This window comes from Paenibacillus sp. FJAT-27812 (genome assembly GCF_001273905.1).
Classification (GTDB): domain Bacteria; phylum Bacillota; class Bacilli; order Paenibacillales; family Paenibacillaceae; genus Pristimantibacillus.
Genome location: NZ_LIGH01000001.1, coordinates 7338413 through 7362210, shown reverse-complemented (window position 1 = coordinate 7362210; position 23798 = coordinate 7338413). Strand labels below are relative to the sequence as shown.

The 23798-nt window shown below is 42.4% G+C and carries 22 protein-coding genes and 1 pseudogene; 16 read left to right on the top strand and 7 right to left on the bottom strand.

The features are described from left to right. From ADU23_RS31650 to catA, 7 genes are all read left to right on the top strand, one after another. A partial coding sequence (locus ADU23_RS31650) for an IS30 family transposase (RefSeq protein ID WP_053377940.1) occupies positions 1 to 951 on the top strand: 951 nt, incomplete at its 5' end. 218 nt (positions 952 to 1169) lie between these two features. Further along, entirely contained in the window at positions 1170 to 1472 is a 303-nt protein-coding gene (locus ADU23_RS31645; protein WP_053377393.1) for a Ger(x)C family spore germination C-terminal domain-containing protein, read from the top strand. 75 nt (positions 1473 to 1547) lie between these two features. Continuing rightward, positions 1548 to 1919, top strand: a complete 372-nt coding sequence (locus ADU23_RS31640; RefSeq protein ID WP_053377392.1) for an iron chaperone — start codon at positions 1548 to 1550, stop codon at positions 1917 to 1919. A gap of 222 nt (positions 1920 to 2141) precedes the next feature. Continuing rightward, the gene (locus tag ADU23_RS31635; RefSeq protein ID WP_053377391.1) at positions 2142 to 2606 is read left to right on the top strand and encodes a hypothetical protein; all 465 of its coding nucleotides are present in this window, start codon (positions 2142 to 2144) and stop codon (positions 2604 to 2606) included. Positions 2607 to 3571: 965 nt separating this feature from the next. Further along, positions 3572 to 4555: an SLAC1 anion channel family protein gene (locus ADU23_RS31630; protein WP_053377390.1), complete on the top strand. Its 984-nt coding sequence runs from the start codon at positions 3572 to 3574 to the stop codon at positions 4553 to 4555. Positions 4556 to 4681: 126 nt separating this feature from the next. Then, positions 4682 to 5230 carry a GrpB family protein gene (locus tag ADU23_RS31625; RefSeq protein ID WP_053377389.1) on the top strand — a complete coding sequence of 183 codons (549 nt, stop codon included), beginning with the start codon at positions 4682 to 4684 and terminating at the stop codon, positions 5228 to 5230. 140 nt (positions 5231 to 5370) lie between these two features. Then, a complete protein-coding gene (gene catA / locus ADU23_RS31620; RefSeq protein WP_053377388.1) occupies positions 5371 to 6033 on the top strand; it encodes a type A chloramphenicol O-acetyltransferase in 663 nt (220 codons plus the stop codon). A 78-nt stretch (positions 6034 to 6111) separates the two neighbouring features. Here catA and ADU23_RS31615 read toward each other — a convergent pair whose 3' ends face one another. From ADU23_RS31615 to ADU23_RS31605, 3 genes are all read right to left on the bottom strand, one after another. Next, positions 6112 to 7173: an NAD(P)-dependent alcohol dehydrogenase gene (locus ADU23_RS31615; protein ID WP_053377387.1), complete on the bottom strand. Its 1062-nt coding sequence runs from the start codon at positions 7171 to 7173 to the stop codon at positions 6112 to 6114. Between the two features lie 149 nt (positions 7174 to 7322). Next, a complete protein-coding gene (locus ADU23_RS31610) occupies positions 7323 to 7703 on the bottom strand; it encodes a MerR family transcriptional regulator (protein ID WP_053377386.1) in 381 nt (126 codons plus the stop codon). Positions 7704 to 7945: 242 nt separating this feature from the next. After that, a complete protein-coding gene (locus tag ADU23_RS31605) occupies positions 7946 to 8857 on the bottom strand; it encodes a helix-turn-helix transcriptional regulator (protein WP_053377385.1) in 912 nt (303 codons plus the stop codon). Positions 8858 to 9030: 173 nt separating this feature from the next. Here ADU23_RS31605 and ADU23_RS31600 point away from each other — a divergent pair, with 173 nt between their 5' ends. Beyond that, on the top strand, positions 9031 to 9495 hold the full coding sequence (locus ADU23_RS31600; protein WP_053377384.1) for a VOC family protein: 465 nt from the start codon (positions 9031 to 9033) through the stop codon (positions 9493 to 9495). Between the two features lie 163 nt (positions 9496 to 9658). Then, complete coding sequence (locus ADU23_RS31595) at positions 9659 to 9946, top strand: S-layer homology domain-containing protein (RefSeq protein WP_053377383.1); 288 nt, start codon at positions 9659 to 9661, stop codon at positions 9944 to 9946. A gap of 400 nt (positions 9947 to 10346) precedes the next feature. Here the strand turns inward: ADU23_RS31595 and ADU23_RS31590 are convergent, their stop codons facing one another. Next, positions 10347 to 11765, bottom strand: coding sequence for a HAMP domain-containing sensor histidine kinase (locus ADU23_RS31590; protein WP_053377382.1), 1419 nt, complete (start codon positions 11763 to 11765; stop codon positions 10347 to 10349). Then, positions 11762 to 12478 (bottom strand): response regulator transcription factor, encoded by a 717-nt coding sequence (locus ADU23_RS31585; protein ID WP_053377381.1) that lies wholly within the window; start codon positions 12476 to 12478, stop codon positions 11762 to 11764. Before ADU23_RS31585 ends, ADU23_RS31590 begins: the two co-directional genes overlap by 4 nt. Before the next feature lie 143 nt (positions 12479 to 12621). Between ADU23_RS31585 and ADU23_RS31580 the strand changes: the two genes are divergently transcribed. The 5 genes from ADU23_RS31580 to ADU23_RS31555 all read left to right on the top strand — a co-directional run bounded on the left by ADU23_RS31580 (position 12622) and on the right by ADU23_RS31555 (position 20397). Continuing rightward, positions 12622 to 14052, top strand: coding sequence for an alpha/beta hydrolase family protein (locus ADU23_RS31580; RefSeq protein WP_053377380.1), 1431 nt, complete (start codon positions 12622 to 12624; stop codon positions 14050 to 14052). 195 nt (positions 14053 to 14247) lie between these two features. Further along, positions 14248 to 14853: a DUF3267 domain-containing protein gene (locus tag ADU23_RS31575; protein ID WP_053377379.1), complete on the top strand. Its 606-nt coding sequence runs from the start codon at positions 14248 to 14250 to the stop codon at positions 14851 to 14853. A gap of 518 nt (positions 14854 to 15371) precedes the next feature. Then, a complete protein-coding gene (locus ADU23_RS31565) occupies positions 15372 to 16262 on the top strand; it encodes a copper amine oxidase N-terminal domain-containing protein (protein WP_053377377.1) in 891 nt (296 codons plus the stop codon). A 227-nt stretch (positions 16263 to 16489) separates the two neighbouring features. After that, positions 16490 to 16960, top strand: a complete 471-nt coding sequence (locus ADU23_RS31560) for a GNAT family N-acetyltransferase (protein ID WP_053377376.1) — start codon at positions 16490 to 16492, stop codon at positions 16958 to 16960. A 320-nt stretch (positions 16961 to 17280) separates the two neighbouring features. Next, positions 17281 to 20397, top strand: a complete 3117-nt coding sequence (locus ADU23_RS31555) for a hybrid sensor histidine kinase/response regulator (protein ID WP_053377375.1) — start codon at positions 17281 to 17283, stop codon at positions 20395 to 20397. A gap of 161 nt (positions 20398 to 20558) precedes the next feature. On the opposite strand, the pseudogene ADU23_RS31550 reads toward ADU23_RS31555, so the two are convergent. After that, a pseudogene (locus ADU23_RS31550) lies at positions 20559 to 21811 on the bottom strand (SpoVR family protein). 167 nt (positions 21812 to 21978) lie between these two features. Here ADU23_RS31550 and ADU23_RS31545 point away from each other — a divergent pair. Both ADU23_RS31545 and ADU23_RS33395 read left to right on the top strand, forming a co-directional pair. Beyond that, positions 21979 to 22578, top strand: a complete 600-nt coding sequence (locus ADU23_RS31545) for a Uma2 family endonuclease (protein WP_053377374.1) — start codon at positions 21979 to 21981, stop codon at positions 22576 to 22578. Between the two features lie 188 nt (positions 22579 to 22766). Continuing rightward, positions 22767 to 23108, top strand: a complete 342-nt coding sequence (locus tag ADU23_RS33395) for a hypothetical protein (protein ID WP_197286126.1) — start codon at positions 22767 to 22769, stop codon at positions 23106 to 23108. Between the two features lie 57 nt (positions 23109 to 23165). Here the strand turns inward: ADU23_RS33395 and ADU23_RS33390 are convergent, their stop codons facing one another. After that, on the bottom strand, positions 23166 to 23555 hold the full coding sequence (locus tag ADU23_RS33390; RefSeq protein ID WP_197286125.1) for a GNAT family N-acetyltransferase: 390 nt from the start codon (positions 23553 to 23555) through the stop codon (positions 23166 to 23168). Positions 23556 to 23798 lie beyond the last annotated feature (243 nt).

Below are 23798 nucleotides of genomic sequence, written 5' to 3'. Positions count from 1 at the left end.
TCCCATCTTAACATAATTGAACGAGGACAACTAGAAGCGCTGCATCGATTGGGCTGGTCATGCCGCAAGATTGGGCATGAGCTAGGTCGACATCCTTCTACTATCGCACGAGAACTGGCACGTAGCGGCAGTAAGAAGAACGGGACTTATGCGGCTAGCTCTGCCCAAGAAGCGTCATATGAGCGGAGAGCATCTAGCGTGCCTGTCGGTAAATATACCAAGGTACTTGCTGAAGAACTCAAACTGAAGCTGCATGAGACCTGGTCCCCTGAGCAGATCGCCGAGAAGCGTCGTACCGAAGGGAAACCTTTCGTGTGCTTCAAGACGATCTACAGATGGCTATACGGGGGGCGCCTCGCAGCGGGAGCCAACGTACTACGACATAAGGGCAAGCGTCAAAAGCCGATGGAAACACGTGGTCGCTTCCTCGTCGGTACGCCGATCAGCAAGCGACCGAAAGAAGTCCGTAAGCGTACGACGTTCGGTCATTGGGAGCTTGATACCGTGGTTTCCAGCCGTGGCAAAAGCAAGGCCTGCGCCGCTACCTTCATCGAACGAAAGACGCGACTGTACATTGCACTGAAGATGCCTGATCGAACGGCCCACTCGATGGAGGTCGCCTTCGGTGTCGTGCTCAGCCAATACCCACACGGCACTTGCCAGACGGCGACAACTGATCGTGGCAAAGAGTTTGCCTGCTACGCGAGCCTAGAAGCTGTGTATAACGTGAAGGTCTACTTCGCCGATCCCTATTCTTCTTGGCAGAGAGGCTCTAACGAGAACGCAAACGGTYTCCTTCGGGAATTCTTCCCTAAAGGGCATGACTTCGCTTCCGTTACCGATGACCAACTCGCCGATGCAATTCGTTTGATTAACAACCGCCCTCGTAAATGTCTCGGGTGGAGGTCGGCTCACGAAGCCTTCATGGAAGAAGTGTCGCACTTAGCTTGACAATTCATCATGTATAAAATATTAAGCGATGTTAAAAATAGGAGATAAAACAAATGTTGAGGAGTAGTTGAATGGGTGATTCAGTACAGGAAATGAAGTCAGTCAACTTGCCTTAACTGAAATTTCGCTTCAAGCCATCCATTCGTTAAAAAAGAACAGAGTCGTGCTTTATTTAGTCCAGTGTCTGTTAACCCCGAAGCATTAAGCTGGACTTCGCCTTGTTTGTCGCAGAAAGCAGAGAAGGCATTCCTCTATCACCCTTACTTGAAAAGATTACGATGGTTGTATTAGTTGATCTAATCTTAGAAGCGATTGATAGCCAGATACAAAAAGAACTCGAAAAACGTATAGAAAATCGGTTTTACCAAGTGTTTGAGCAATCCCAAAAAAGCCGTACGGATTTTTTGGGATTTGGCCAATATTTTCGCCATCAGATTCCTTATCCAGAACTAAAAGACTGGCGAGAAGTATATTATCCTAAATTAATTGTGGATTTTCAGGTCAATGCAAATATAGAATAGGGGGAGACGTCAGCCCTCAAGATGGTCTGAGGGATTTCTCTAAACGACATCTTTGTTATTCTAGGAGGGAACAAGATGGAAGTTTTTGCGGCTTTTTTAGCACATATTGATAACCCGCAGCATCGGGACCGAACAGAAGAGGTTTTGACTTGGGTAACGAAGAAGTTTCCTGATTTAGTGCCAAAAGTGGCTTGGAATCAGCCTATGTTTACCGATCACGACACATTTATTATTGGCTTTAGCGTATCTAAACAACATTTGGCAGTTGCCCCTGAAAGGGCAGGGATTAATCATTTTTCTGACGACATTGTGAAGGCAGGCTATGATCATACGAAAGAGCTGGTACGTATCAAATGGAATAGTCCGGTTGATTTCACTTTACTTGAGAAAATGATCGAGTTTAATAGGATGGATAAGGTAGATTGTTCGACTTTTTGGCGGAAATAGAAAAGCTAGGATAGGCATCGGGGCACGATTTGTCAGATTGTTTTTGTGAATACCAGTCAATGTGAACACCCTTTAACAAACTCGCTATTCAAAATGTTCTCTTGCATCATTTTTGCGATAATATGGGGTAGGTAAAAGAATGAATTTGAAGTTTGGCTTCGTATTTGGTGAAATGCGGAATTTTGTTGCTCGGAAATAAAAACAGAAAAGGAATGGGTAGAAATGTCGTATATCGTTGATTTTAATAATGTGTCTACGGTTGGTTTAGAGTCTTCCCCTGTAGTAGAAGCGCTTGCTGGTTTACGTGCGAATGAAGCCCGTTACTTTATGAACAAATACAAGCATGAATTTACGGTTGTACCAGCTAGCGAAAGCCAGGAGAGCCTTGATTATGTAATTCGGATTTTGAAAGAAGAACGTGATATTGAGTTTGCGGCCAAACCTTTGGAAACGTCGCGTTTTGAATTGGAAAATATCAAATTTACCTACGTGTTTTATGAGGATGGTCTTGCGGTCAATGTCATGTATACGGTTGATGACCCTAAGAAGCGGGCCGTTGGCTTTAAGCTTTCTGAGGGGATGGAGGTACCAAAGGAGTTGGAACAGAAGTTTAAGTTTGCTAGGCAGAAGTCTAAACTTGCTGGAACGATTCGGGGCTCGTTTTTTGTCATTAAAGGACAATATTAAAGCAAACAAAAGCGCAATTGGAGGCTTATCTGATTGCAGCCATGAGAACAGCGCGGTAATAACGAAACGGAAGTATTTTTAAGCTAGCTTAGTTTAAGAGCTACATACCCGAAGTGGGAATGAAGCTCTTTTTGCAAGTTTAGGTTTCTATTATTTTCCAAATATCGTTTTATCATTCTTGCGTGTTCTAAAACGGCGCGAATCAGTAAGATTGCTGTTGCAATCCATCCGGCCATTACTTTATTTTAATGACTACCTTTCCTTTAACCCTTCCGCTTTCAAGGTAATGAAGGGAAGCAGCTGATTATGGAAGGCCACAAAATCGCCGCACAGCTTGGTTATAAGGGCTCCGTTGTTTTGGGACATTTCAGATTTCCATGGCGTTGTAAAATATGCTAAAGAATTTTTTGGAAAGTAGATTATAAACTTGAAATAATGGTTTTACAAGATGAAGGCTTAAGTATACCCGGATCATGAGGTATTATTTCAAAAGTCAGGCTTGGCGAAAATATGATCATGGATGAGCAGGCGCTGCGGTGCCTGCTCATTTTATTATGCTGACGGACAGCATAACGTAACCAAATAAGAAAATTGCCTCATGAAATTAAAATTAATTATAGTTGAAATTATTGGGCATTATAAGGAAAAAAAACGTGTAAGCCTCTATATTCTCCAGTCGTTGATATTGATTTCATCCATACTGCCGGGTGACAACGAGCGACCCCGCTTGCCTTGAATCATAGAACCCTTCTATCGTTTTTATAGAAAAAATGATATTGATCTATAAATGTGAATCTCATAGAATGAGGCAACAGGAGAGAGTGGAGGTAATCGATAGGAGGACGAGACGTTTACAAGCATGACGAATCAGGCTTAGTTTGGTAAACCGTTTGTCTTCGACAACTTAACTCGATTGCACTTTGCATTAGAAAAACAATAATGGATATAGAAAGTGGTGACGATCCATGCAAACCATGGCTGCCGTACAGAAACAAAAAAGGATCGGTTCTGTTCAATTTTTACCCGTTAATCTATTTGCGTCGGTTATGGGAATTTCAGGTCTCTCATTGGCTTGGAGACAAGCAAGCAAGCTATTCGGCACTTCCCCCGCCATCGCTGATATCATTGGAGTTGTTGCAGTTCTGGTATTTGTTGCGTTAAGCATAGGTTATGTTTCAAAATGGGTTCTTTATCCACAAAAAGTAAAAGAAGAATTTGCGCATCCGATTTTAGGGAATTTTTTCGGTACGATTACGATTTCCATTTTATTGCTTTCCTCCGTGATAGGCACCTATAGTCAAATATCGGGGCAAGTGATTTGGATCATCGGAACTGTCCTTACTTTAGCGCTTAGTTTCGTCATCATTTCACGCTTGTTGAACGGGAATCATGATCCAGGTAACGCGGTTCCAGCCTTGCTGATTCCTGTGGTAGGGACCATTAATATTGCTGTTACCGGCGGGACAATGCCTTTCTCTTGGGCGCATGAAATTAATCTGTTGTCCCTCGCGATCGGAGGATTTATTGCTATTGTTTTCGTTTCCTTGATATTATCGAGAATGATTCATCAAGCACCACTGCCGGAAGGATTAACGCCTTCCATGCTTATCTTGATTGCTCCGTTTGAGGTTGGTTTTCTTGGCTACACGAACTTCGAGCAGCGGATTGATCCCTTCGCTTCCATCTTGTTTTACTTTGGTCTGTTCTTGTTCATTATCTTGTTCTTCAAAGTATTCAAAAAGTCCATCCCGTTTGGAGCTTCCTGGTGGACTGTAGGCTTTCCAATGGCTGCTCTCAGCAATGCGTCTATCAAATACGCGATGTTTGTGCATTCCTGGCTGCTAATCGCCATTTCCGCGGCCATTCTGGCTTTGGTAAGCATCGTTTTGATCGTAATCTTTATTCGAACAATAAAAATGCTTTTTAAAGGAAGTCTGCTTAGTGCATAATCATCTAATAAATAGCCACTTTGAATTCTGTTAAATACACTGCATAGGAATCTAATGAGCAGGATAACTCAACAACAAGGAGAATTTTTAAAAGTAAACTCTTGTTGTAAGGAGATGATTAATTGTATGACTAATGATAACGACCAGAATGACTATCCTGTTTGGGCGGACGAAACAGTAGAAATAAAAAATCCTGATCCTATGTGGATTGAATGCGGTGTGCATGAAAGAAATGAACTTTTTAAGCTGCTTCTACCTTTTGGTGTAGATCAAGTAGAGCATATTGGAAGTACATCAATTCCTAATTTACCAGCTAAACCAATCATCGATTTAATGGCAAGTATTTCTTCATTAAGGGATATAAACGAAATTTCGATTAAATTAGCCACACATGACTGGCATTATGTGCCGCCCGTATTAGATAAACAACCATGGAGAAGATTCTTTGTTAAAGTTAAGAATGATAAGCGGATAGCACATCTTCATCTCATGTTAAAGGGAGAGGAACGTTGGGAAAAACAACTCTTATTTCGTGACCGTTTAAGAATGAACCCGTCACTTGCTTTAGAATACGCAGATCTTAAGTATAAGTTAGCTCATGAATTTACTAATGATCGAGAATCTTATACAGTAGCAAAAACGGGCTTTGTAAATAGCGTAATAAAAGAAAAATAAAAATTTAATTGAAATGTTACAGAGTCAAAGTAGGGGCAGTAGAAAAATAATGCGATGGGATTGTGAATGAGGATATGGTTAAAGCAGTGGATTAAACCTCCTAAAACAAAAAAAGCAATCATTTTAGGAGGTAATAATAAATGAATTTCAAACCGATTGTTATGGATAGCTGGAGTAGAAAACCCTATTATGAGCATTATTTAAATAATGTTAGATGCACCTTCAGCATGACTGCAAATATTGACATTTCCCGGCTGCTAAAAGAACTTAAGAATCGTGGGATAAAACTGTATCCAGCACTAATCCACATGATAACTACAGTGGTAAACCGCCACCATGAATTTCGTACCTGTTTTAATTCTGACGGGACATTAGGTTATTGGGATAGTTTATCTCCTAGCTTTACCGTTTTCCATGACGATGATAAAACTTTTTCAAGCATATGGACTTTGTACGGTGAAGATTTTAATGATTTCTACAGTCGTTATCTTAATGATATGAAAAAGTACGGAAGTGTTAAACAATTTGCTGCTAAAACAAACGAACCACCCAACACCTTCCCTATTTCTAGCATTCCTTGGGTTAGCTTCACTGGCTTTAACCTGAACATCTATAACGAGGGAACCTATTTACTACCCATCTTTACAATGGGGAAATACTTTCAGCGTGATGAAAAAATATTATTGCCATTATCGGCACAATTCCATCATGCCGTTTGCGACGGATACCATGCCGGGATGCTGTACAATGAGCTGCAATTACTTGCAGATGCTTGTACGGAGTGGTTGCCAAACTGTAACTAACGGGAACCGATAATTGAAGAGCTTCATCCCCTCATTGGGAATGAAGCTCTTCAAGAGGGAAGAAAACATCTTTGCGAATTACAAAGTAGAGATATCAATAACGAACCGATACCGCACATCACTTTTGAGGACACGCTCATACGATTCTTCGACTTGGTCTGCACTTATCACTTCAATCATAGGGGAAATGCCGTGCTCAGCTGCGAAATCGAGCATTTCTTGGGTTTCACGAATGCCACCAACGAGTGAGCCTGCAATGCTGCGACGACCCATAATTAATGAAAATACATGATACTTGTCTGGTTCAGCCGGTGCGCCAACATTTACAAGTGTCCCATCAATGCGAAGTAGTGATAAATACGCGTCAACATCCAGATTTGCAGACACGGTGTTTAAGATTAGATCAAAACGACCAGCTAATTCTGCAAAAGCAGCGGAATCACTTGTCGCGAAGTAATGATCTGCGCCAAATTTCAAAGCTTCCTCTTTTTTATTATTAGAGCGACTCAATACGGTAACTTCAGCGCCCATAGCATGAGCAAACTGGATCGCTAGGTGGCCAAGACCTCCCATTCCCACAATGGCAACCTTCTTGCCGGGGCCGGTGTTCCAGTGTTTTAGAGGAGAGTAGGTGGTAATGCCTGCACATAATAGTGGGCTTGCCACATCCATATCCAGACCGTCTGGGATACGGACAACGAACCCTTCCGTCACAACGATTTTTTGGCTATATCCTCCGTATGTTGGATTACCATCGTAGTCTAGACTGTTATAGGTGTTGATAACACCCTTCGTACAGTATTGCTCCTCTCCACTGAGGCAGTATTCGCATTCTCCGCAGGAATCAACAAAGCAGCCAACGCCAACGCGGTCACCAACTACAAACTTGGTTACTTCTGTCCCAACTGCTTCTACGACTCCGGCAATTTCATGACCAGGAACCATTGGAAAGATTCCGCCACTCCATTCACCGAATGCACTGTGAATATCAGAGTGGCAAATGCCACTAAACTTAATATCTATTAAAATATCGTGTGGCCGCAATTCTCTCCGCTCGATCGTGATCTTTTCAAATGGTGCTTTCGCACTTGGGACACTAAGAACACGCGTCGTAGTAATGTTTTTATGATTATTGCACATAATTGATCATACATCCCTTTCTTCTGTAAAATAATAAGTTGATTGAAGAAGTAACTCACATCAATTTATTACTTAATGGATTTAAAACCTACGAGAATAGCTTAATCCTTCATGTTGACTTTAAGGCAAGGGTTTTTTGAAAAATATTTTTATTTATGATCTTTGTTGTACTTATTTTCTAAATCGTTATAGTATTCAATTTTCAAATCAATTTTTATAAAAGCGTTATCCAAGTCTCTTTGTTTTTCCATCATTTTCTCTTTATGCTTTTCAAATATCTGTTTGCGTTGCGAGGCTGTGCTGTCTCCTTCTTTTGTTAATTCCACGATTGCACGTAACTCTGAGAGAGGGATGTCGGTTTTCCGTAAACATACAATAAGCTCTAACCATAATAAGTCTGACTCGTTAAAAATACGATTTCCATTTTCATCTCTGTTTATATAAGGTAGAAGACCCTCTTGTTCATAATATCGGAGTGTATGCGCAGGCAAACCGATCTTATCCGCGGCTTCTTTTATGTGAATTTCCATTGTATCCTCCATCAATCTTCATCATTTTTTTTGTTCTAATTCTTGTGATCAATCGAGCAAGGTTTTATATCCTACTATATGACGCTATTTCCTAATCAAATAAATGTCTTAAAATTGAAGCTAATGCGTAAAACCACGCCTGTTATCATCAAGCAATATCGAGTGACAGGACTGGTGGCTGTCCAAACCTACCGCTTCGGTAACCTTGGCGGAATATCTAACTGATGTTAAAAGGGACCTTTTTAAGAATATTTATTTATCATTTTATTTAAATAATTTCGAAATTGTTCAACATATGTTTTGGGCTCTACTATTTCCAGATTTGTACCGAAACTTGCTAAAAATTGAAATCCAATACTGTTCAGAGGGACATCAAGTGTTGCTAAGAAATATTCAGAACTATAGTTTTCAATACTTTTTCGACCGTACCTTTCAATGAATTGATCTTTTACGCTAGGTGTAATCAACGCCTTAATGGCGACTAGTTGCGGTTGATAACTTGCTTCATGTTCTTGTTCTAGTAAATAATCTCTAGGGTTAAACGTTTTTTCATTCTTAGTAAGATTATCGATCCTAGATAATTTAAGTGTCCTATATCTCTGCCGATGTAAACAGAATCCCTTCAAATACCAACTAGTCTCGCTAAAATGAAGCAGATAGGGCTCGACAATTCTATTCGTTTTAATGCCATTTTTATCAATATAATCAAATGAAATTAACTTTCTCTTTAATATTGCTTCTTGACATGTCTTCAAGGATTGAATAATCTCAGACCGACCCTCCCAATCATAAAATGACAAGTGAATCGAACTTTTCCAGGATGATGAGCTTATCATCGCTTCAATTTTTTTAAGAGTTTGTTCTACTTCATCACTAAATAGAATTTGTCCCAATCCACCCAGTGCTGTTAAAATATTTTCTAAGTCATTACTGCTTAAAAGTCGTTTGTCTAATTTGTACTCATCCATAATCCCGTAGCCGCCGTGAACTCCATTTATAGAATAAATAGGTATATTAGAAAGACTCAAGGTTTCCATGTCACGTAGAATCGTTCTTTTAGACATGTTAAATAATTTTGCGAACTCGGTTGTTGAAACGACGTCCTTCTGCAGCAAGATCATTACGATAGATATTAACCTTTCGATTTTCTCCATATTATCCCTCCGGCCCGAACCGTAATCAATCAACCTATTTATGAAAATTCACAATAATTACTGAGCATCCTCTTTAGGTAAAAAATAAATGTTTACAAAGCTATAATAGGTGACAAGTAAGCTGTCACCTATTATAGCTTATACTTCATGTATTACAAGAAGGAGGTTTTTTCATGTCAGTTATTGCATATTTAAACTTTGATGGGAATACAGAGCAGGTCATTGCGTTTTATTCAGAAGCTCTCAATTCAAGTGAAGTAAAAAAGGTGAAATTTAAGGATCTTCCGCAAGATCCAAACTACCCTTTGCCAGAAAATGAGTTGAATATGATTATGGAGTCATCGTTAGAATTCGCTGGCGGAAAAATAATGTTGTCGGATATTCTACCATCCATGAAGAAGCTAACGGGCGAGTTGGTTATGGGCAATAATATACTAATTAGTATCGTTATCGATGATAAACAGACACTGGAAGATTACTTTTCTAATTTGTCTGTAGGTGGTTATGTTATCATGCCGTTATCAGACATGCCTTGGTCATCCTGCTTTGGAATGTTGGTTGATAAATTTGGTGTTGTTTGGAAGTTTAATAGTGACGCAGAAAAGTTTCTAGATAGAGTTATTTCCAACAAACAGTAACTCAATGAAGTAACGGAGAACGTTAGTGCAATAAAACAGCGGTAGTCTAGAACTGAACTGCACCCCTAAGAAAGGGCAGAAGTTTAAACATTATCCTGGGTCTTTAAAAGTGGAGGCCGTTCGTTTGCATGTTGAGTAGGGATGGAGTTACAGCAAGGTTTGGATGGAAATCGGAGGGACGGCGAGCGGCAATCGGATTACGGCGGAAGTCGATCATTTCACGAAGTTCGCGGTATTCGCCGTAGCAAAGAAAGAGCCTGAAGAGAACACAGATGCAGGCTTTACGTTCAGCGACGTAACAGGCCACTGGGCGGAAGCGGCAGTATCGGCAACGGTTGAGAAAGGCATCGTTCAGGGCATCGGTGCCAACAAATTTGCGCCGAACCAAACGGCAACGAGGGCGCAGGCAGCAGTCATTCTGCTTAGAGCGCTCGAGCTTGCCGGCAATTAAAGCTTCATCTGCTCTTTAAAGCCAGGCCCCCGGTACTTGAGCCGGGGGCCTGGCTTTTATAACAGCACCGGACGGTTTCCTTGAGAGACAGCCACAAAACGAAGAAAGCAGTTGTCGCAGCGTTGCTTATTGCGAGTTAATTACTCGAATTGCAAAGGTCATCGGCCTTTGTAATGAATGGAGCTTGATGATGCTCACATTTTTCTTTATTGATCGTTATGTTATGGTTTGATCGTTTAGAGGAATGTGGATAACCTTGAAAAATTACCATACTTTTTGCGTACGAATTGCGAACCGCAAAATAAGACTGGCGTGCAGCGATCCGGAGTAGGGAGGGAGTGGGAGTAACCCTAGTTGAATGAAATCGCGATGAAAGACTCCCCATTCACAGGTCTGAAAACTAAAAAGTAGAAGGGGTATTATTCTTTTGAAAAATCATGCAGAAAGCGGTTTGCCCGTTGCTTGTATCAAGCTGTAGCTCTCCATTGTGCTTCTCCATTACATGTTTAGCTATAGCCAAGCCCAGTCCTGTACCGCCGTCGCATGTGCGTGCTTGGTCGCCGCGTGTAAAAGGATCAAAAATGATCTTATACAAATTATCTGGGATGCCTGGTCCGTTATCGATGACATTCAGTTGAATATGCGATTCCGTTTCCAGTAGTTGAAGAAGTACTTCGCTCCCCGCAGGGCAATATTTAAGCGTGTTAATTAATAAATTAGATAAGGCGCGGTATAGCATTTTCGCATTAAACCGGATTCGAATTTCATTCGACGGAATTTGGACTTGAATGAGGAGTGGTTTTTCCTCGAATTGATTGTAGAATTGGGCGGCGATTTCCCTGACGAATTCCGCGATGTCTGCGAGCTCGGTTTCTAGGACATAGTCCGGACTGTCCAGCTTGGATAATTCGAATATATCATCGATCAAGGAGGTTAGCAGATTCGATTTATTTAAAATATAGTCTAAGTAATTCTGCCTTTTCCCTTCATCGTCAACGATTCCGAGCTGTAAAGCTTTGGCATACCCCTGAATGGTTGTAATCGGTGTTTTGAGATCATGTGATACCCCAACGAGCAAGCGTTGTTTGCTTTCTTCCAGCATTCGTTTCTCTGTCTCGGATTGTTCTAATTGTTCCGCCATATTATTGAACGAATCTTGAATTTGCGCCAACTCATAGTCAGCCTTAAAAGCTAGTCTTGTCCGGAAACGACCGTTCGCCATATTTTGCATACCGCTTGCAATGGCTTCGAGTGGGTTTGTAATTTTGAGAGCGGTCCATCGACTGTACAGGTAGACATTAAGGCTGTAAAAAACCAAGAAAAGGATAATAATCAAAAGTACCAGTTCAGAGAAGGTCTGCTCTAAGGCGGCGGGCGTTTTATGAAATAGAAATTCCTTTGTAATATAACCTTGCGGTATGTGGACAAGACAACGGTATGACTTTCCTTCAGTCGTTTGAAAAGGTGCCATAGAAACATATTCAGTTGCGCCTTTAGGTTCATTAAAGAGAGAAATGAGCTCATCTTGGGTGTATGAAGTGCGATGATCTGAAGAGGCTCCACGGGTGAAAACGACTTGCAGATTTTCATCGAGGATCTCGATCCATCCTCCAAACGATTCGATAACCTCGACTGGAATTTGTGTATAGTCCATACGAACAATCTCATTTGCTTTTATTTTCGAGACCGTAGGATCTGCCAGACGAGATTGGACCTGGCTATCAAAAAAAGGAAAAATTAAGCATACAAAAATGCCCAATGTAATTGAAAACAACATATATTTTTTTATCAAGGAAGTAAATATTTTGTTTTTCTTCATGTTGGATTAACGCTCTTTGCAAATTTGTATCCCAACCCGCGGATTGTCAGTAAGTAGACGGGTTGCCTAGGATCATCTTCCATCTTTTCTCTCAATCTGCTGATATGCACCATTATAGTATTATCGTCGTTCATATAAGGCTCAGACCAAACATTTTCAAAGATTTGTTTTTTTGTGAAAATTCGACCGGGTGTTCCCATAAATAACTTTAAAAGAGCGTATTCTGTTGAGCTTAAAGGTATGGCTACTCCTCGTTTCTTTAGTTCGCAAGAATGGTGATCGAGAACCAAGTCGCCCAAGTTGGTTAGTAGATTCGATATTGAATCCGAGGCGATAGGAGAAGCGAATTCATAAGACCTTCGCAGCTGGGCTTGAATACGTGCAACGACCTCTAGCGGATTAAATGGCTTGGAGACGAAATCGTCTGCGCCAAGACCTAGCCCTAGAATTTTGTCGGCATCTTGATTTTTGGCGGATAAAATAATAACAGGCAGCTTATATTTCTCGCGTATCTTTTTAAGCAATTGGTAGCCGTTAAGCTGCGGCATCATAATGTCAATGACCGCCAGGTCGATTTTGTTCGTCTCAATTTGCTGCCAAGCTTCAGCCCCGTTAAAGGCCTCGATGATTTCAACCTGTTCACGCTCCAGAAAAATTCTCATCAATTCAACAATTTCCGGTTCATCGTCAACAATTAAGATCGTTTTGGACATACGCAGATGCCTCCCCTTTGATGTCGTATTTAAACTAATGATTCCATTCAGCCTTTGATAATCCTGCTTTTAAGGTTAATTCAAGGAAAATGTAAGATTGGTGAAAGATTGGTGCGGTATGATAAAAGTTAGGAGGAATGTTAATGCGCTTGTTGGAACTATTTGCTTATTTGATGAATGTAGGTTTGTTATTTTGGATTTTTTTCAAGCCTAATTGGCTTGCAAGACGGTACTTCGTTGTAAGCCTGGCTCTGACTACGTTACTTACTCTGTTTCAGCTGCAACTAGAAGGATATCGTTGGCAGATGGTTGCAACGTATTTGTTGACCGTGTTTTTATGGGGGATTGTGATTAAAAGCAAAGTCGAATTCCGCGCCAAAAAGGAGCAGAAAAACCGAAGAAGCGGGCGGAAAAAAACGTTTTTAGGTCTGCTAGTTTTAATTTATGCATTGATTGCAGGTACACTGCCGGTATGTTTACCGGTATTTTCATTTGAATCCCCAACGGGAACCTATGCGGTAGGCACAGTAACCTATCATTGGATTGACCTGAAGCGAGAAGAAGCTTATAGCAAAGATCCAGAGGATCATCGAGAATTAATGGTGCAGGTTTGGTATCCTTCGCCCGAGGGGGAAAAAGGGAAGAAGAATAGTTACGTACCTTACCTTCCCCAATTCAGTCAAGAGATTAGTAAGCAATTCGGGGTACCCGCTTTTCTGCTTCAATATTTGCATTTGGTAAAAACACATGCGACGGTGCAATCGAAGCTATCGGAAGCGGCTCCTAAATATCCGATTGTCTTATTTTCGCCGGGTATGGGAGGAACGCGATTTCAAAATATGTTTCAAGTGGAGGAGCTTGCTAGTCATGGGTACATTGTGGTTGGTATGGAACATACCTACCATTCCGTTGCAACTGTGTTTCCGGATGGAAAGACGACTGGATTTCGTAAGATGAATTTATTAGATCTTTCGTCATCGGATAAAATGACAAGCGAGATCATTGTGAAAGATATTCAGTTTGTACTTGATCAAATCGAAGGCTTGAACCGGGAGGATTCTACGGGTCAGTTCAAAGGGAGGTTGGATCTGGATCGAATCGGAATCTTTGGTCATTCGCTTGGTGGCGCCGCAGCAGCTCAAATGTTGCTTCTTGACCCACGTGTGAAAGCGGGAATCAATATGGACGGCACGTTCTTCGGTGAGCCTATTCCCAAATCGGGACTAAAAAAGCCATTTATGCTTATGAACTCTGAATCATTAGTAACAGAAACGGAAACAGAAAAGCAGCCTCCACAGAAAATGTTAAATAAATACAAATTGACATTAGAGGAATTCAACAAAATGACCAAGGATATTGTGATGCGAAGAGAAAATTCTATGGCCGGTGGTGCGTACCAATTAACGATTCCACATTCCAAGCACTTCAGTTTTTCTGATTTTTATATGTATTCGCCGCTTCTGCAATGGATGGAAGGAACCAGTCCAAAGCACGAGCACCGAACTATTAATGCATATACAGTTGCGTTCTTTGATCGATTTTTACAAAACAAGCCGTCTTCCTTATTTAACTAAACTTCTATACGATATCCGGAGGATATAGGTGGTCGTGGAAAAATGGTTGATCTATGGATAAAAGAAGTAATACATAGACTGAAAACTCGTGTGTTAGACCGAGAATATTTTTTTCAGAAGGTCAGAGGGTGTCGCTAAAACATATACAACCACAACGAAGAAAAAGAATAGATTTTGGGTAAGGAGGTTGTGAAAGTGAAGATCGTATTTCAGATCCCCAAGACTGATCCCGAAAAACAAGCTGAACTACTATTACAGAAATGGTTAAAAGTAAAAGAACCAAATTCTATATTTACTGCGATTCTTTTTTCAATTCCGTTCATGATTCTAGGTTTGACGATTACGATCATGTTAATGAGTATGTTTAAATCGGCTAATTTAGAGAATTATGGTGCTCATGATGGAACAATAAGCTTTAATTTCAATATATTATTCATCACTAATATTGTCCTACTATTGCTTTTACATGAATTAATCCACTTGATTCTGGTTCCAAACTTCTTGAAATCCCCCAATACAGGGTTAGGGATTCAATTTTTTGGCGGGTTTGTATTTACAGAGGAAATAATGTCTCGAAAGCGATTTATTCTAATATCAATAGCCCCTTTTGGGGTGATATCGATCATTCTACCGTTAATCTTAGGGGCAATTGGATGCTTGGGTCCGACTTTAATCTTTCTTATGCTCCTGAATGCTCTGGGTTCATCAGTTGATTTATTAAATGTTTGGCTGATTTTATTTCAAGTGCCTAAAGAGGCGAAGATTATGAATAGTGGTATGAGTACGTTTTGGAAGGTTTGAGTGGAAATCAAACGAAACTTCAATCCGCTGTCATGTGTGGGATTACGACAAGGAAAACGGGGATTGACCATTTCATGGAATTCCCCGATCGAAACTCTTTAGAAGAGCTCTCTGAATTTACTAGCAAGGTGTTGTTTTGTTATATGTGTACAGTCATGGAGTATAAAGTGAAAATTTTACGTGAATATGAAACATACTGTTACCAAGTCATTTATTATTTAGTGCAAAATGAGAACCAAGCAGTGATAGCAACAAGACAAGTCTTACTCTTGATATATGATAACAATTCTTTTTTTTCTATGTCTGACATAATGAAACGTAAAGAGATTCGAGGAATTGCTATAAAGCGGGCAATACAAGTTTTAACTGGCAAAGATAGTTAAGATCACGAAGACTTGCGGCTGCATATTCGGAAATTTAGCAGCAAGTCGGTCATAGTGTTGTAGTGATTAATTCTTGTGGAAGAGCAACTTTATACTAAAAGCAAGCGTCTGTGGGCGCAACGGGAGGCTATAATTATGAGAAAATGGATGAAAGCAGCAGCCGCCGCATTAACGGTAGCAGGAGTATTGTCAGCGGGTACAACCAGCTTGGCTGCGTCAGCGCAGCCGTCAAAAATGTTTATTAACGGCGTTTACCAAGAAGATGTATTGGTTGTAAACGACAGAACGATGGTTCAGCTTCGAGCGTTTAACGACCCTAAATCATTTGTTTACTCCTATGAGACAGCAACAAAGACAATAATCATTCATAACCCGGTTCAGAAAATGACGGTGCATCTAAAAAATGGTTTGAAATCAGCGGAAGTAAACGGCAAGAATGTAAAGTTGGATGCACCTGTTACCGTGAAGGCAGGGCGGACTTACATTCCCGTTCGTTTTGTAACCGAGACGCTCGGCGGTAAAGTTGATTATGACAACGGCGCAAAACATATCATTGTCAGGACCCCAACGGGCGAAGAGCAGTTTAAAACACTGAAAAACGGCGATCTTGCCGAAGCGCGGGCACTTGCGATTAATTTGACTCGCATAAGTAACGGCACAGAGATTGCACCTTATGGCGAAGGTTTCACTACAACGTACAGGTTCCCTAAAGGGGAAGCGCTTCGCTATTTTATTTCGTATAAAGGTTTAGAAACTTATGTGGAAATCAACGCTAAGGGCATTGCTGAGATTAAGTGGCAGAAGGACACTTTGGGCGAAAATGGCGAAGCTGGCAAGGAGCCGAAGCCGTTTGGTGAGTCGGTTACTTTCATAGATAACTTTATGGCAGATATGCTGAATTATGGTTCAGTGGACAGCACAGGTAAATATACGGAGCTAGGCGTCATTAATCGTTATATAGACAAAGAATATGCGAATGTGATCATTATGCCAATTGATGGTGAAACACGGACGGATGCAAGATAGGAAAAAAGGAAATAGCGGTGCGAGAGTGCGTAACTTATTTCCATCTTCGTGGAGCAGATCACATTACGAAAAGCCAATCCGATCATCGTGACAAAGACGATTCCGTTACTTTCATTAGGATACAGCAGAAGTTGCGCATTCAGAGGATTGGGAAACAAACCGAGTGAGATGGAACCAGGTTAAACCCAACTATACTTAAGCGATTTCATGAATCGAGGAGGCTGTTTATGTTTTCATATCGGTCGTTACAACTAGGTGATCTTGAAACGCTCTGCTCTTTTCCGCAGAATGAAGAAGAATTATATTTCATGTTCCCTAAAGCGGTATATCCTTTAACCCCTGACCAAATTGAGGAAGTCGTTAAAAACAGATTGGAGCCTACAGTTATTCTGTGTAATCAAGAAGTTGTGTCTTATGCAAATTTTTATGATCATGACGGCGAATCTTGCTGGCTAGGTAATGTTATTGTGTCTCCTGAATATCGAGGAAAAGGCGTATCTCAGTATCTAATTGGGATAATGGAGAACATTGGAAGAGAAAAGTTGAAGGTACAAAAACTCAAACTTGTATGTCATAACACTAATACAAGGGGGATTTTATTTTATATGAAGCATGGATTTAAACCATATGATATCTCTTTAAGAGTTAAGCCTTCCGGGGAATATATTGCAGGTTTACACATGGAGAAGTACCTATAACGAAAATTAAATTAAGCTAAAGAAAGACGTCAGAGACGTTAGTTAAATAAATCAGCGGTAGTCTTGGGCTTTAGTTTCTCGTCCATGACTTCCGCTGTTTCTTTTATCGGGGTCAGCCTAATGCTTCATTTTACTTGAACCGTTTATTCTGCCTCCTCTTTTTTTTGTCCTTCACAACACTGGCTAATGTGCCTAATCACCCGATTATGGAACAAGGGATTCCCGCAGTTCTTGTCGAAATATGATAGCTACCGGAATGGGCTAAATATTTTCAAGCACTTGGCAGAACTGTACGGTGAAACGTTGGGAGTGTGCGCTGTATGATTTGGATAAAAAACAAAACCACCTTGAAATATGCTGTGATGTTCATCCTGTTTCTCTCTATACTTCTCGGCGTCCGGTGGCTATGGTCCGGGGTTTTCCTTACGCCTGAACATCCTCGTGCGGTTCAAGGCGTGCTTGATCTGCGCGGCTGGGACTTCGCCAACTCCCGTTCCATTACGCTGGACGGCGAGTGGGATTTTTATCCGGAAACATTCGTCACGCATAAAAACAAGGATTGGAAATCCCTGGACAAGCATAATATCATGGTTCCGGGAGATTGGCGAAGTGCTTTACCGGCAGGTTCAAAGTCGTCGTTCGGATACGGTACGTACCGGCTGCGCATTCTGGTCGATCCTTTACCGCAACAGTCCTTCGGATTCTGGATTCAGGAAATTCAAGCCTCTTCCGTTGTTGAATTCAACGGTCAGATAGCAGGAGTCGGACAACCGGCGGAGCAAGCGGATACGTATAAGCCCCGCCGGATTTCTTATACCCCGCTTTATAAGGCAAACGGAGTGAATGAGATCGAACTGCTTGTTCGCGTGGCCAATTTTGATAATCCGCTTAATGGCGGTATTGTCAGAAACATCCGCTTCGGATCGGATACGGCCATCAATACCGAAAGGTGGATCTCCATTGGCTTTCAGATTATGACCTTCGTGGTTCTGATGTTTCTTGGCTTGTACGCCGTGATGTTATATTTGTTCAGTTGGCAAAAAGGATTGCTTGCCTTTTTCATGCTGGTTTTGACCGCCGGGATTACGATTGTGTCTGATAACGACAGCCTGCTGCTGGTAGGTATGCCTTTTATCAACTATGCATGGGCACTGAAAATAAAGATACTCTCGTACTCGTTGGTCCCCTTTTTTTTCCTGCTGATTACGGGAATATTTGCCAAGCTCCGAACTAACACGGTTTTGTTCCGTACGTACGCCATTGTTCTGGTTTTGTATTCAGGATTTGTGTTGGTCATGTCGCCTCCGCACATTTACTATCTTATCGAATTTAAAATATTCAGACTGATTTATTGGTTTCCAATGACCTGGGTTATCTATCTGATTGGCAAACTTATAGCCAAAAATCAGCCCGGTGCCACTTTCTTGCTGCTTGCCACCATGAGCATATTATCCAGCTCCGCATGGGGACTGATTAATGCTCATTTGGATGTAATAAGCGTTTACTTCCCTTTTGACGTGCTTGTGGCTATCATCAGTTTTTCAGCTTACTGGTTTAAGCAGTACTTCCGCAATTCCCAAGAAAACGCCAAACTAAACGAGCAATTAAGAATGGCAGACAAGCAGAAGGACGATTTTCTGGCGAACACCTCCCATGAATTGCGAAATCCCCTGCACGGGATGCTGAATATGGCGCAAACCGTCCTTGACAGCGAAAAAAATTCGTTGAGCGGCGAGAGTGTGCAAAATTTGGAGCTGGTAATGACGGTCGGTCGACGCATGTCTTTTATGTTAAATGACCTGCTTGATTTGACTCGTCTCAAGGAGGGGAACATCCGTCTGCACGTGCAGGCCGTTCAGCTGCAGGCGGTCGTTTCCGGCGTATTCGACATGCTTCGCTTCATAACCGTTAGTAAACCGATCCGGCTGGTCAAAGAGATTCCGAACGAGTTTCCTCCTGTGATGGCCGACGAAAACCGACTCATTCAAATTTTGTATAATCTCGTTCACAATGCAATCAAATTTACCAACGAAGGAACCGTCGCCATCCGGGTGGTCGCACAAGACGGGAAGGCGTACATTAGCGTTGCTGATACGGGCGTCGGCATGGACGAGGAGACGCTTCAAAGAATCTTTAACCCTTACGAGCAAGGCGACTCCGGCATGACGGCGGCGCCCGGGGGCGGCATCGGACTGGGACTCGGCATTTGCAAGCAGTTAGTGGAGCTGCACGGCGGAACGTTGGAAGTGACGTCTGTCTCTGGCCAAGGTTCTGCATTTACCTTTGCTTTGGCTCTGTCCGATTCGCCCGTTCAACGGGAAGCGGATTTTGCAACAAGTCTGCCGCCTGTCTATGCAGCAACCGCCGCCGCTGCCGACTCGAACATCCATTACGGTACGAATGACGATTCTGCCGTTGCGGAGAGAACGGTGCGACCTTCGGTTTTGGCCGTGGACGATGATCCGTTGAACTTGAAAATATTGGAGAATATTCTGGCTGGGGAATTTTTCGACATCATTGCGGTTACGAGCGGCAATGATGCCCTGTCTCATCTGAACACGAGAGTATGGGACCTTGTTATTGCTGACGTCATGATGCCTCACATGTCGGGGTATGAATTAACGAGAGCTATTCGTGAACGCTACTCTAGCTCGGAACTGCCCGTTTTGCTTCTGACCGCGCGCAACAAGCCAGAAGATATCGCCGCTGGTTTTTTGGCTGGGGCTAACGATTACATTTTGAAGCCTGCGGATGCGATGGAGTTAAAGGCTCGGGTGCGGGCATTAACGGATCTGAACCGTTCCGTGCGCGAACGCCTGCGTATGGAAGCGGCATGGCTACAGGCGCAAATACAACCGCACTTTTTATTCAACGCCCTCAATGCGATAGCTGCGCTTAGCGACATCAATCTGGACAGAATGCGCCTACTGCTTGACGAGTTCGGCAATTATCTAAGGGCCAGTTTCAACTTTCAAAATTCCGAGCTGCTTGTTCCGCTGGGACAGGAGCTTGCTCTCGTACGTTCTTATTTATATATCGAGAATGAACGTTTTGAAGGCAGGCTGAATACGGTTTGGGAAGTCGAAGCGAACATGGAGCTAAGGCTTCCCCCGCTATCCATTCAACCGCTTGTCGAAAACGCAGTACGGCACGGCATCATGAGTCGCTCGTCGGGCGGAATGATTCATATTCATATCGCCGAATATGAAGATCGTACAGAAGTAACCGTTGCCGATAACGGCGTGGGAATGGATACAAAAACGCGGCAACAGATATTCGACAAACGTTCGAACCAAAGGCAGGGAGTCGGTTTGTTCAATATTAATCAACGGTTGAAACAATTATATGGGAAGGGGCTGCACATTCAGAGTGATCCGGGTCAAGGGACGATAGTCGTCTTTACCGTGCCGAATAATGCGGCGAACCACTTGATTTAGCGGCTCGCCGATGCGCAATGGCAAAAAATGAAGGCAGTGGAGGCGCCCCCTCGCCCCTCTGGACGGAAAAAAGAAACCCCAATCGAATGAGATTGGGGTTTTGGTATAAGCTTTATGCATGACAGCTCGTCAATGCAGAGTTAAGAAACAATTTCACTAAATCAAACAAACTTCCGACTCGTCTTCTTCCCATCGCAGCTAAACACGATCTTCTTATCCTCAACAAACGTCTCCAAATGCACGTTTTTCCCCCAAAGCTGCACAACATGAGGCAGCGTGCGCTCTACATATTTGAGATCAAGCTCCATACCCTCATACTCATGAATCAGATACAGCTCACCCACACGGTTGAAATCCCCGTCATTAACCATCAAGCTGGGAAACCCGCCGATTACTTTGGAATAAACGAGTTGATCACGAATATTCTCCCAAGATTTATCGGTAATTTTCCACTCCGGCCCTTTTTTCTCGAAAATGTAGAGATCCAGATCATTAACCAAATCCTTCGTCAGGTAGTTTCGCAGGAAGGAGATGTCGGAATCGAGTTCACGTACCTCGAACATTTTTTCTCTGCCTTTGCCAGGCACGCGACCGAAGCGTTCTATTTCCTCAGATATCGGGTTATCCCAACGCCGCTCGATATCCTCAAATATTTCCAGTCCCAGGTAGTATGGGTTCAACGTATGACGCGAAGGCTGCACCACTGAGGAGTTCAGCTTAGCGTATTCAATCGTTTCATCGTCGCTTAGATCGAGTTCTCTTATGATCCGTTGATGGAAAAAAGTCGCCCAGCCTTCATTCATAATCTTCGTTTCCATCTGCGCCCAGAAATAAAGCATTTCATCTCGCAGCATCGTTAAGATGTCACGCTGCCACGGCTCCAGTATCGATGAATACTCTTCAATGAACCATAAAATACCCTTTACCGGCTGTGGAGGGAAGCGTAGGTTGATCTTGATTAACCGGAATATCATTCGAGATATTTAGCGACCAAATATCATCATATGGCGATTGTACCGTTGTTGAAGTGGTGGGATTTTGCTTCTTCAATGAAGAAACATAAGCCTTCTTAGGCATTTGGTAAGGCTTCACAATCGAAGGGTCGACATGCTCCTGAATGGCAAGGACGGCATCTATGAACTGCTCCACAGCTAAGTATCAGCTTATTTTGCACGAGAGAGTTGCTGTCGAGCAGAAAGGCATAGCAGGGATCGGAGTTGATAACGAGCTCATAGATTTTACTATGCCCGAAATCGTATTGCATCTTCATTTTGTTGAACGTCTTCCCGAAGCTCCAATGGTTGAAGCGGGTAGGCATGCCATAAGCACCGAAGGTATAAATGATATCTGATGGGCAAATTTCATATCGCATGGAGTAGAAATCAAGTCCAAATCCAGTAGCGATCTCCGTAATTTAATCAATCGCATATTCCAATGCCTTCATATCAGAGGTTGTCATTGTTGGACCCCCTATGAGAATTTGTGGGTTAGGTGAAACACTTCAATAATCGGGTAATACTGATGATAATGAATGAGTAAAAATAGCAACGATCCACTTGATCATGTTACAATTACATTAATATGATACTTAAAATCAGAAGGAGGTCGAACATCGTGTCAAATCCGGATGAGAAGAAAAGCCACACCTACCAAGATTGGCTCACCTGGGACGGAACGTGGGAGTTAATTAACGGCAAAGCCTATAATATGTCGCCGGCTCCGACCTCGTTGCATCAATTTATTGTTGGTGAGCTTCATTTCGCTCTGAGGACATTCTTTGAGAATCGGAGCTGCTATGTGTTCGTTGCTCCATTTGATGTGTTCTTCAGCGATAGTGATGATTATCTGTCACCTGATCACGTCACGCAGCCCGATCTTTCGGTCGTTTGCTCGAAGGAACAAATATCCAAGAATGGCTGTCATGGTGCACCGACCATAATCATTGAAGTGCTATCGCCATCCACCGCATTGAAGGACTTCAACGAGAAGTTCAACTTATATCAGAAGTATGGTGTGCAGGAATATTGGATTATCGATCCTGGCAATCGAACGGTTCATGTGTATGCGCTGCAGGATGGCAATTACCAGGTACGTCATTTGTATACGGAGCAGGAAACGATTCAATCGATCATATTTAAAGATTTGCAATTGCCAATGAACAGGCTGTTCAGTCTGGAATAACAAAAACAATAAGCCGGTGAGATGCAATCTCGACCGGTTTTTTTGTGCCCTAAATTCAAGCACCTTGGCGATACGAAGCCCAGCCCTCATTCATAATCCCACGCCTTACGGATAAGCTCTTCCGGACGCGCTGGGCTGATGAAACAACCTGGACGAATGGCAAACGCACTTTCTACAGTCGCCCTGGCGTGGAGCTGATTGTACAAGAACAAGTGAAGGATCTTCATGGGGCATGGTCATTTTGGGCGGAGCAGGTTGTAGAAAAGGATGCATCGGTGACACCGCCGATCAATCAGACTAAGCCGGTTATGACGATCACGTATCCAACCGGCACAACAGCATTTCTTTATATCGACTATGCTGGGACTGAAAAAAGCTTTAACTTGATGGAGGGTATGATTAACCCTGGAAGGGTGGTCCGTGTACAAGGGCAAGTGTACGCTAAAGGGGCATGGTCGAATATGAGTAATAGCCGTTACTTAGAGCAGTACCAACGGCTACAAAACGAGGTAATCGTCCATATTCTATGAACCCCAGGGATTTGTACAGTTTGGCGGCGCGTTCGTTGTCACCACGGAAGTTAATGGTCAGCACCTCAATCCCAGCATTGACAGCAGCGGAATCAAATGATTCATGAGACGACGACCTAATCCATGGCCTTGATACCGTGGATCGATTGCCACCTTTTCAATGTCGGCATGAGGACGGTGAGTCGGGCGAATGTAACGCCTCCACCATCCAATACCCGCAAGATCTGAGTCGACCCAAGCTGCGATTAGGCATGCATTTCCTTCATCGCTTGCGATGGTCAACTCTCGAAGCAGGCAGGTTACCTCTTCTATTGAAGGTGGATCTATCCACCCGATTGCTGCACCCTTTGAAACAAGCTCCTGATATAGCTGTGCTGCTCTTTTGACAAACGATAAGTCTTCTGTGTTTCCGATATCTACCACACTTAACACAATAGATTTCTCCATCATGACTCCCCCATCTATGATTCTTATAAGTGGCGATCTTAGAGGCAATCTCTAACATTATAAATTCGCATTTTACTTGGTTTACTCTATAAAAAAGTCAAGGAATGGAATAACCACATTTGATTCTTATCTGGGATGATCGCTTCCAACCCCGTATACAGCAAAATATTTTCAATAATAACACAAGACTTTCCTCTGTCGTTTGGAATAATCAAAAAGAAAGAGACATCACATGACGATCAC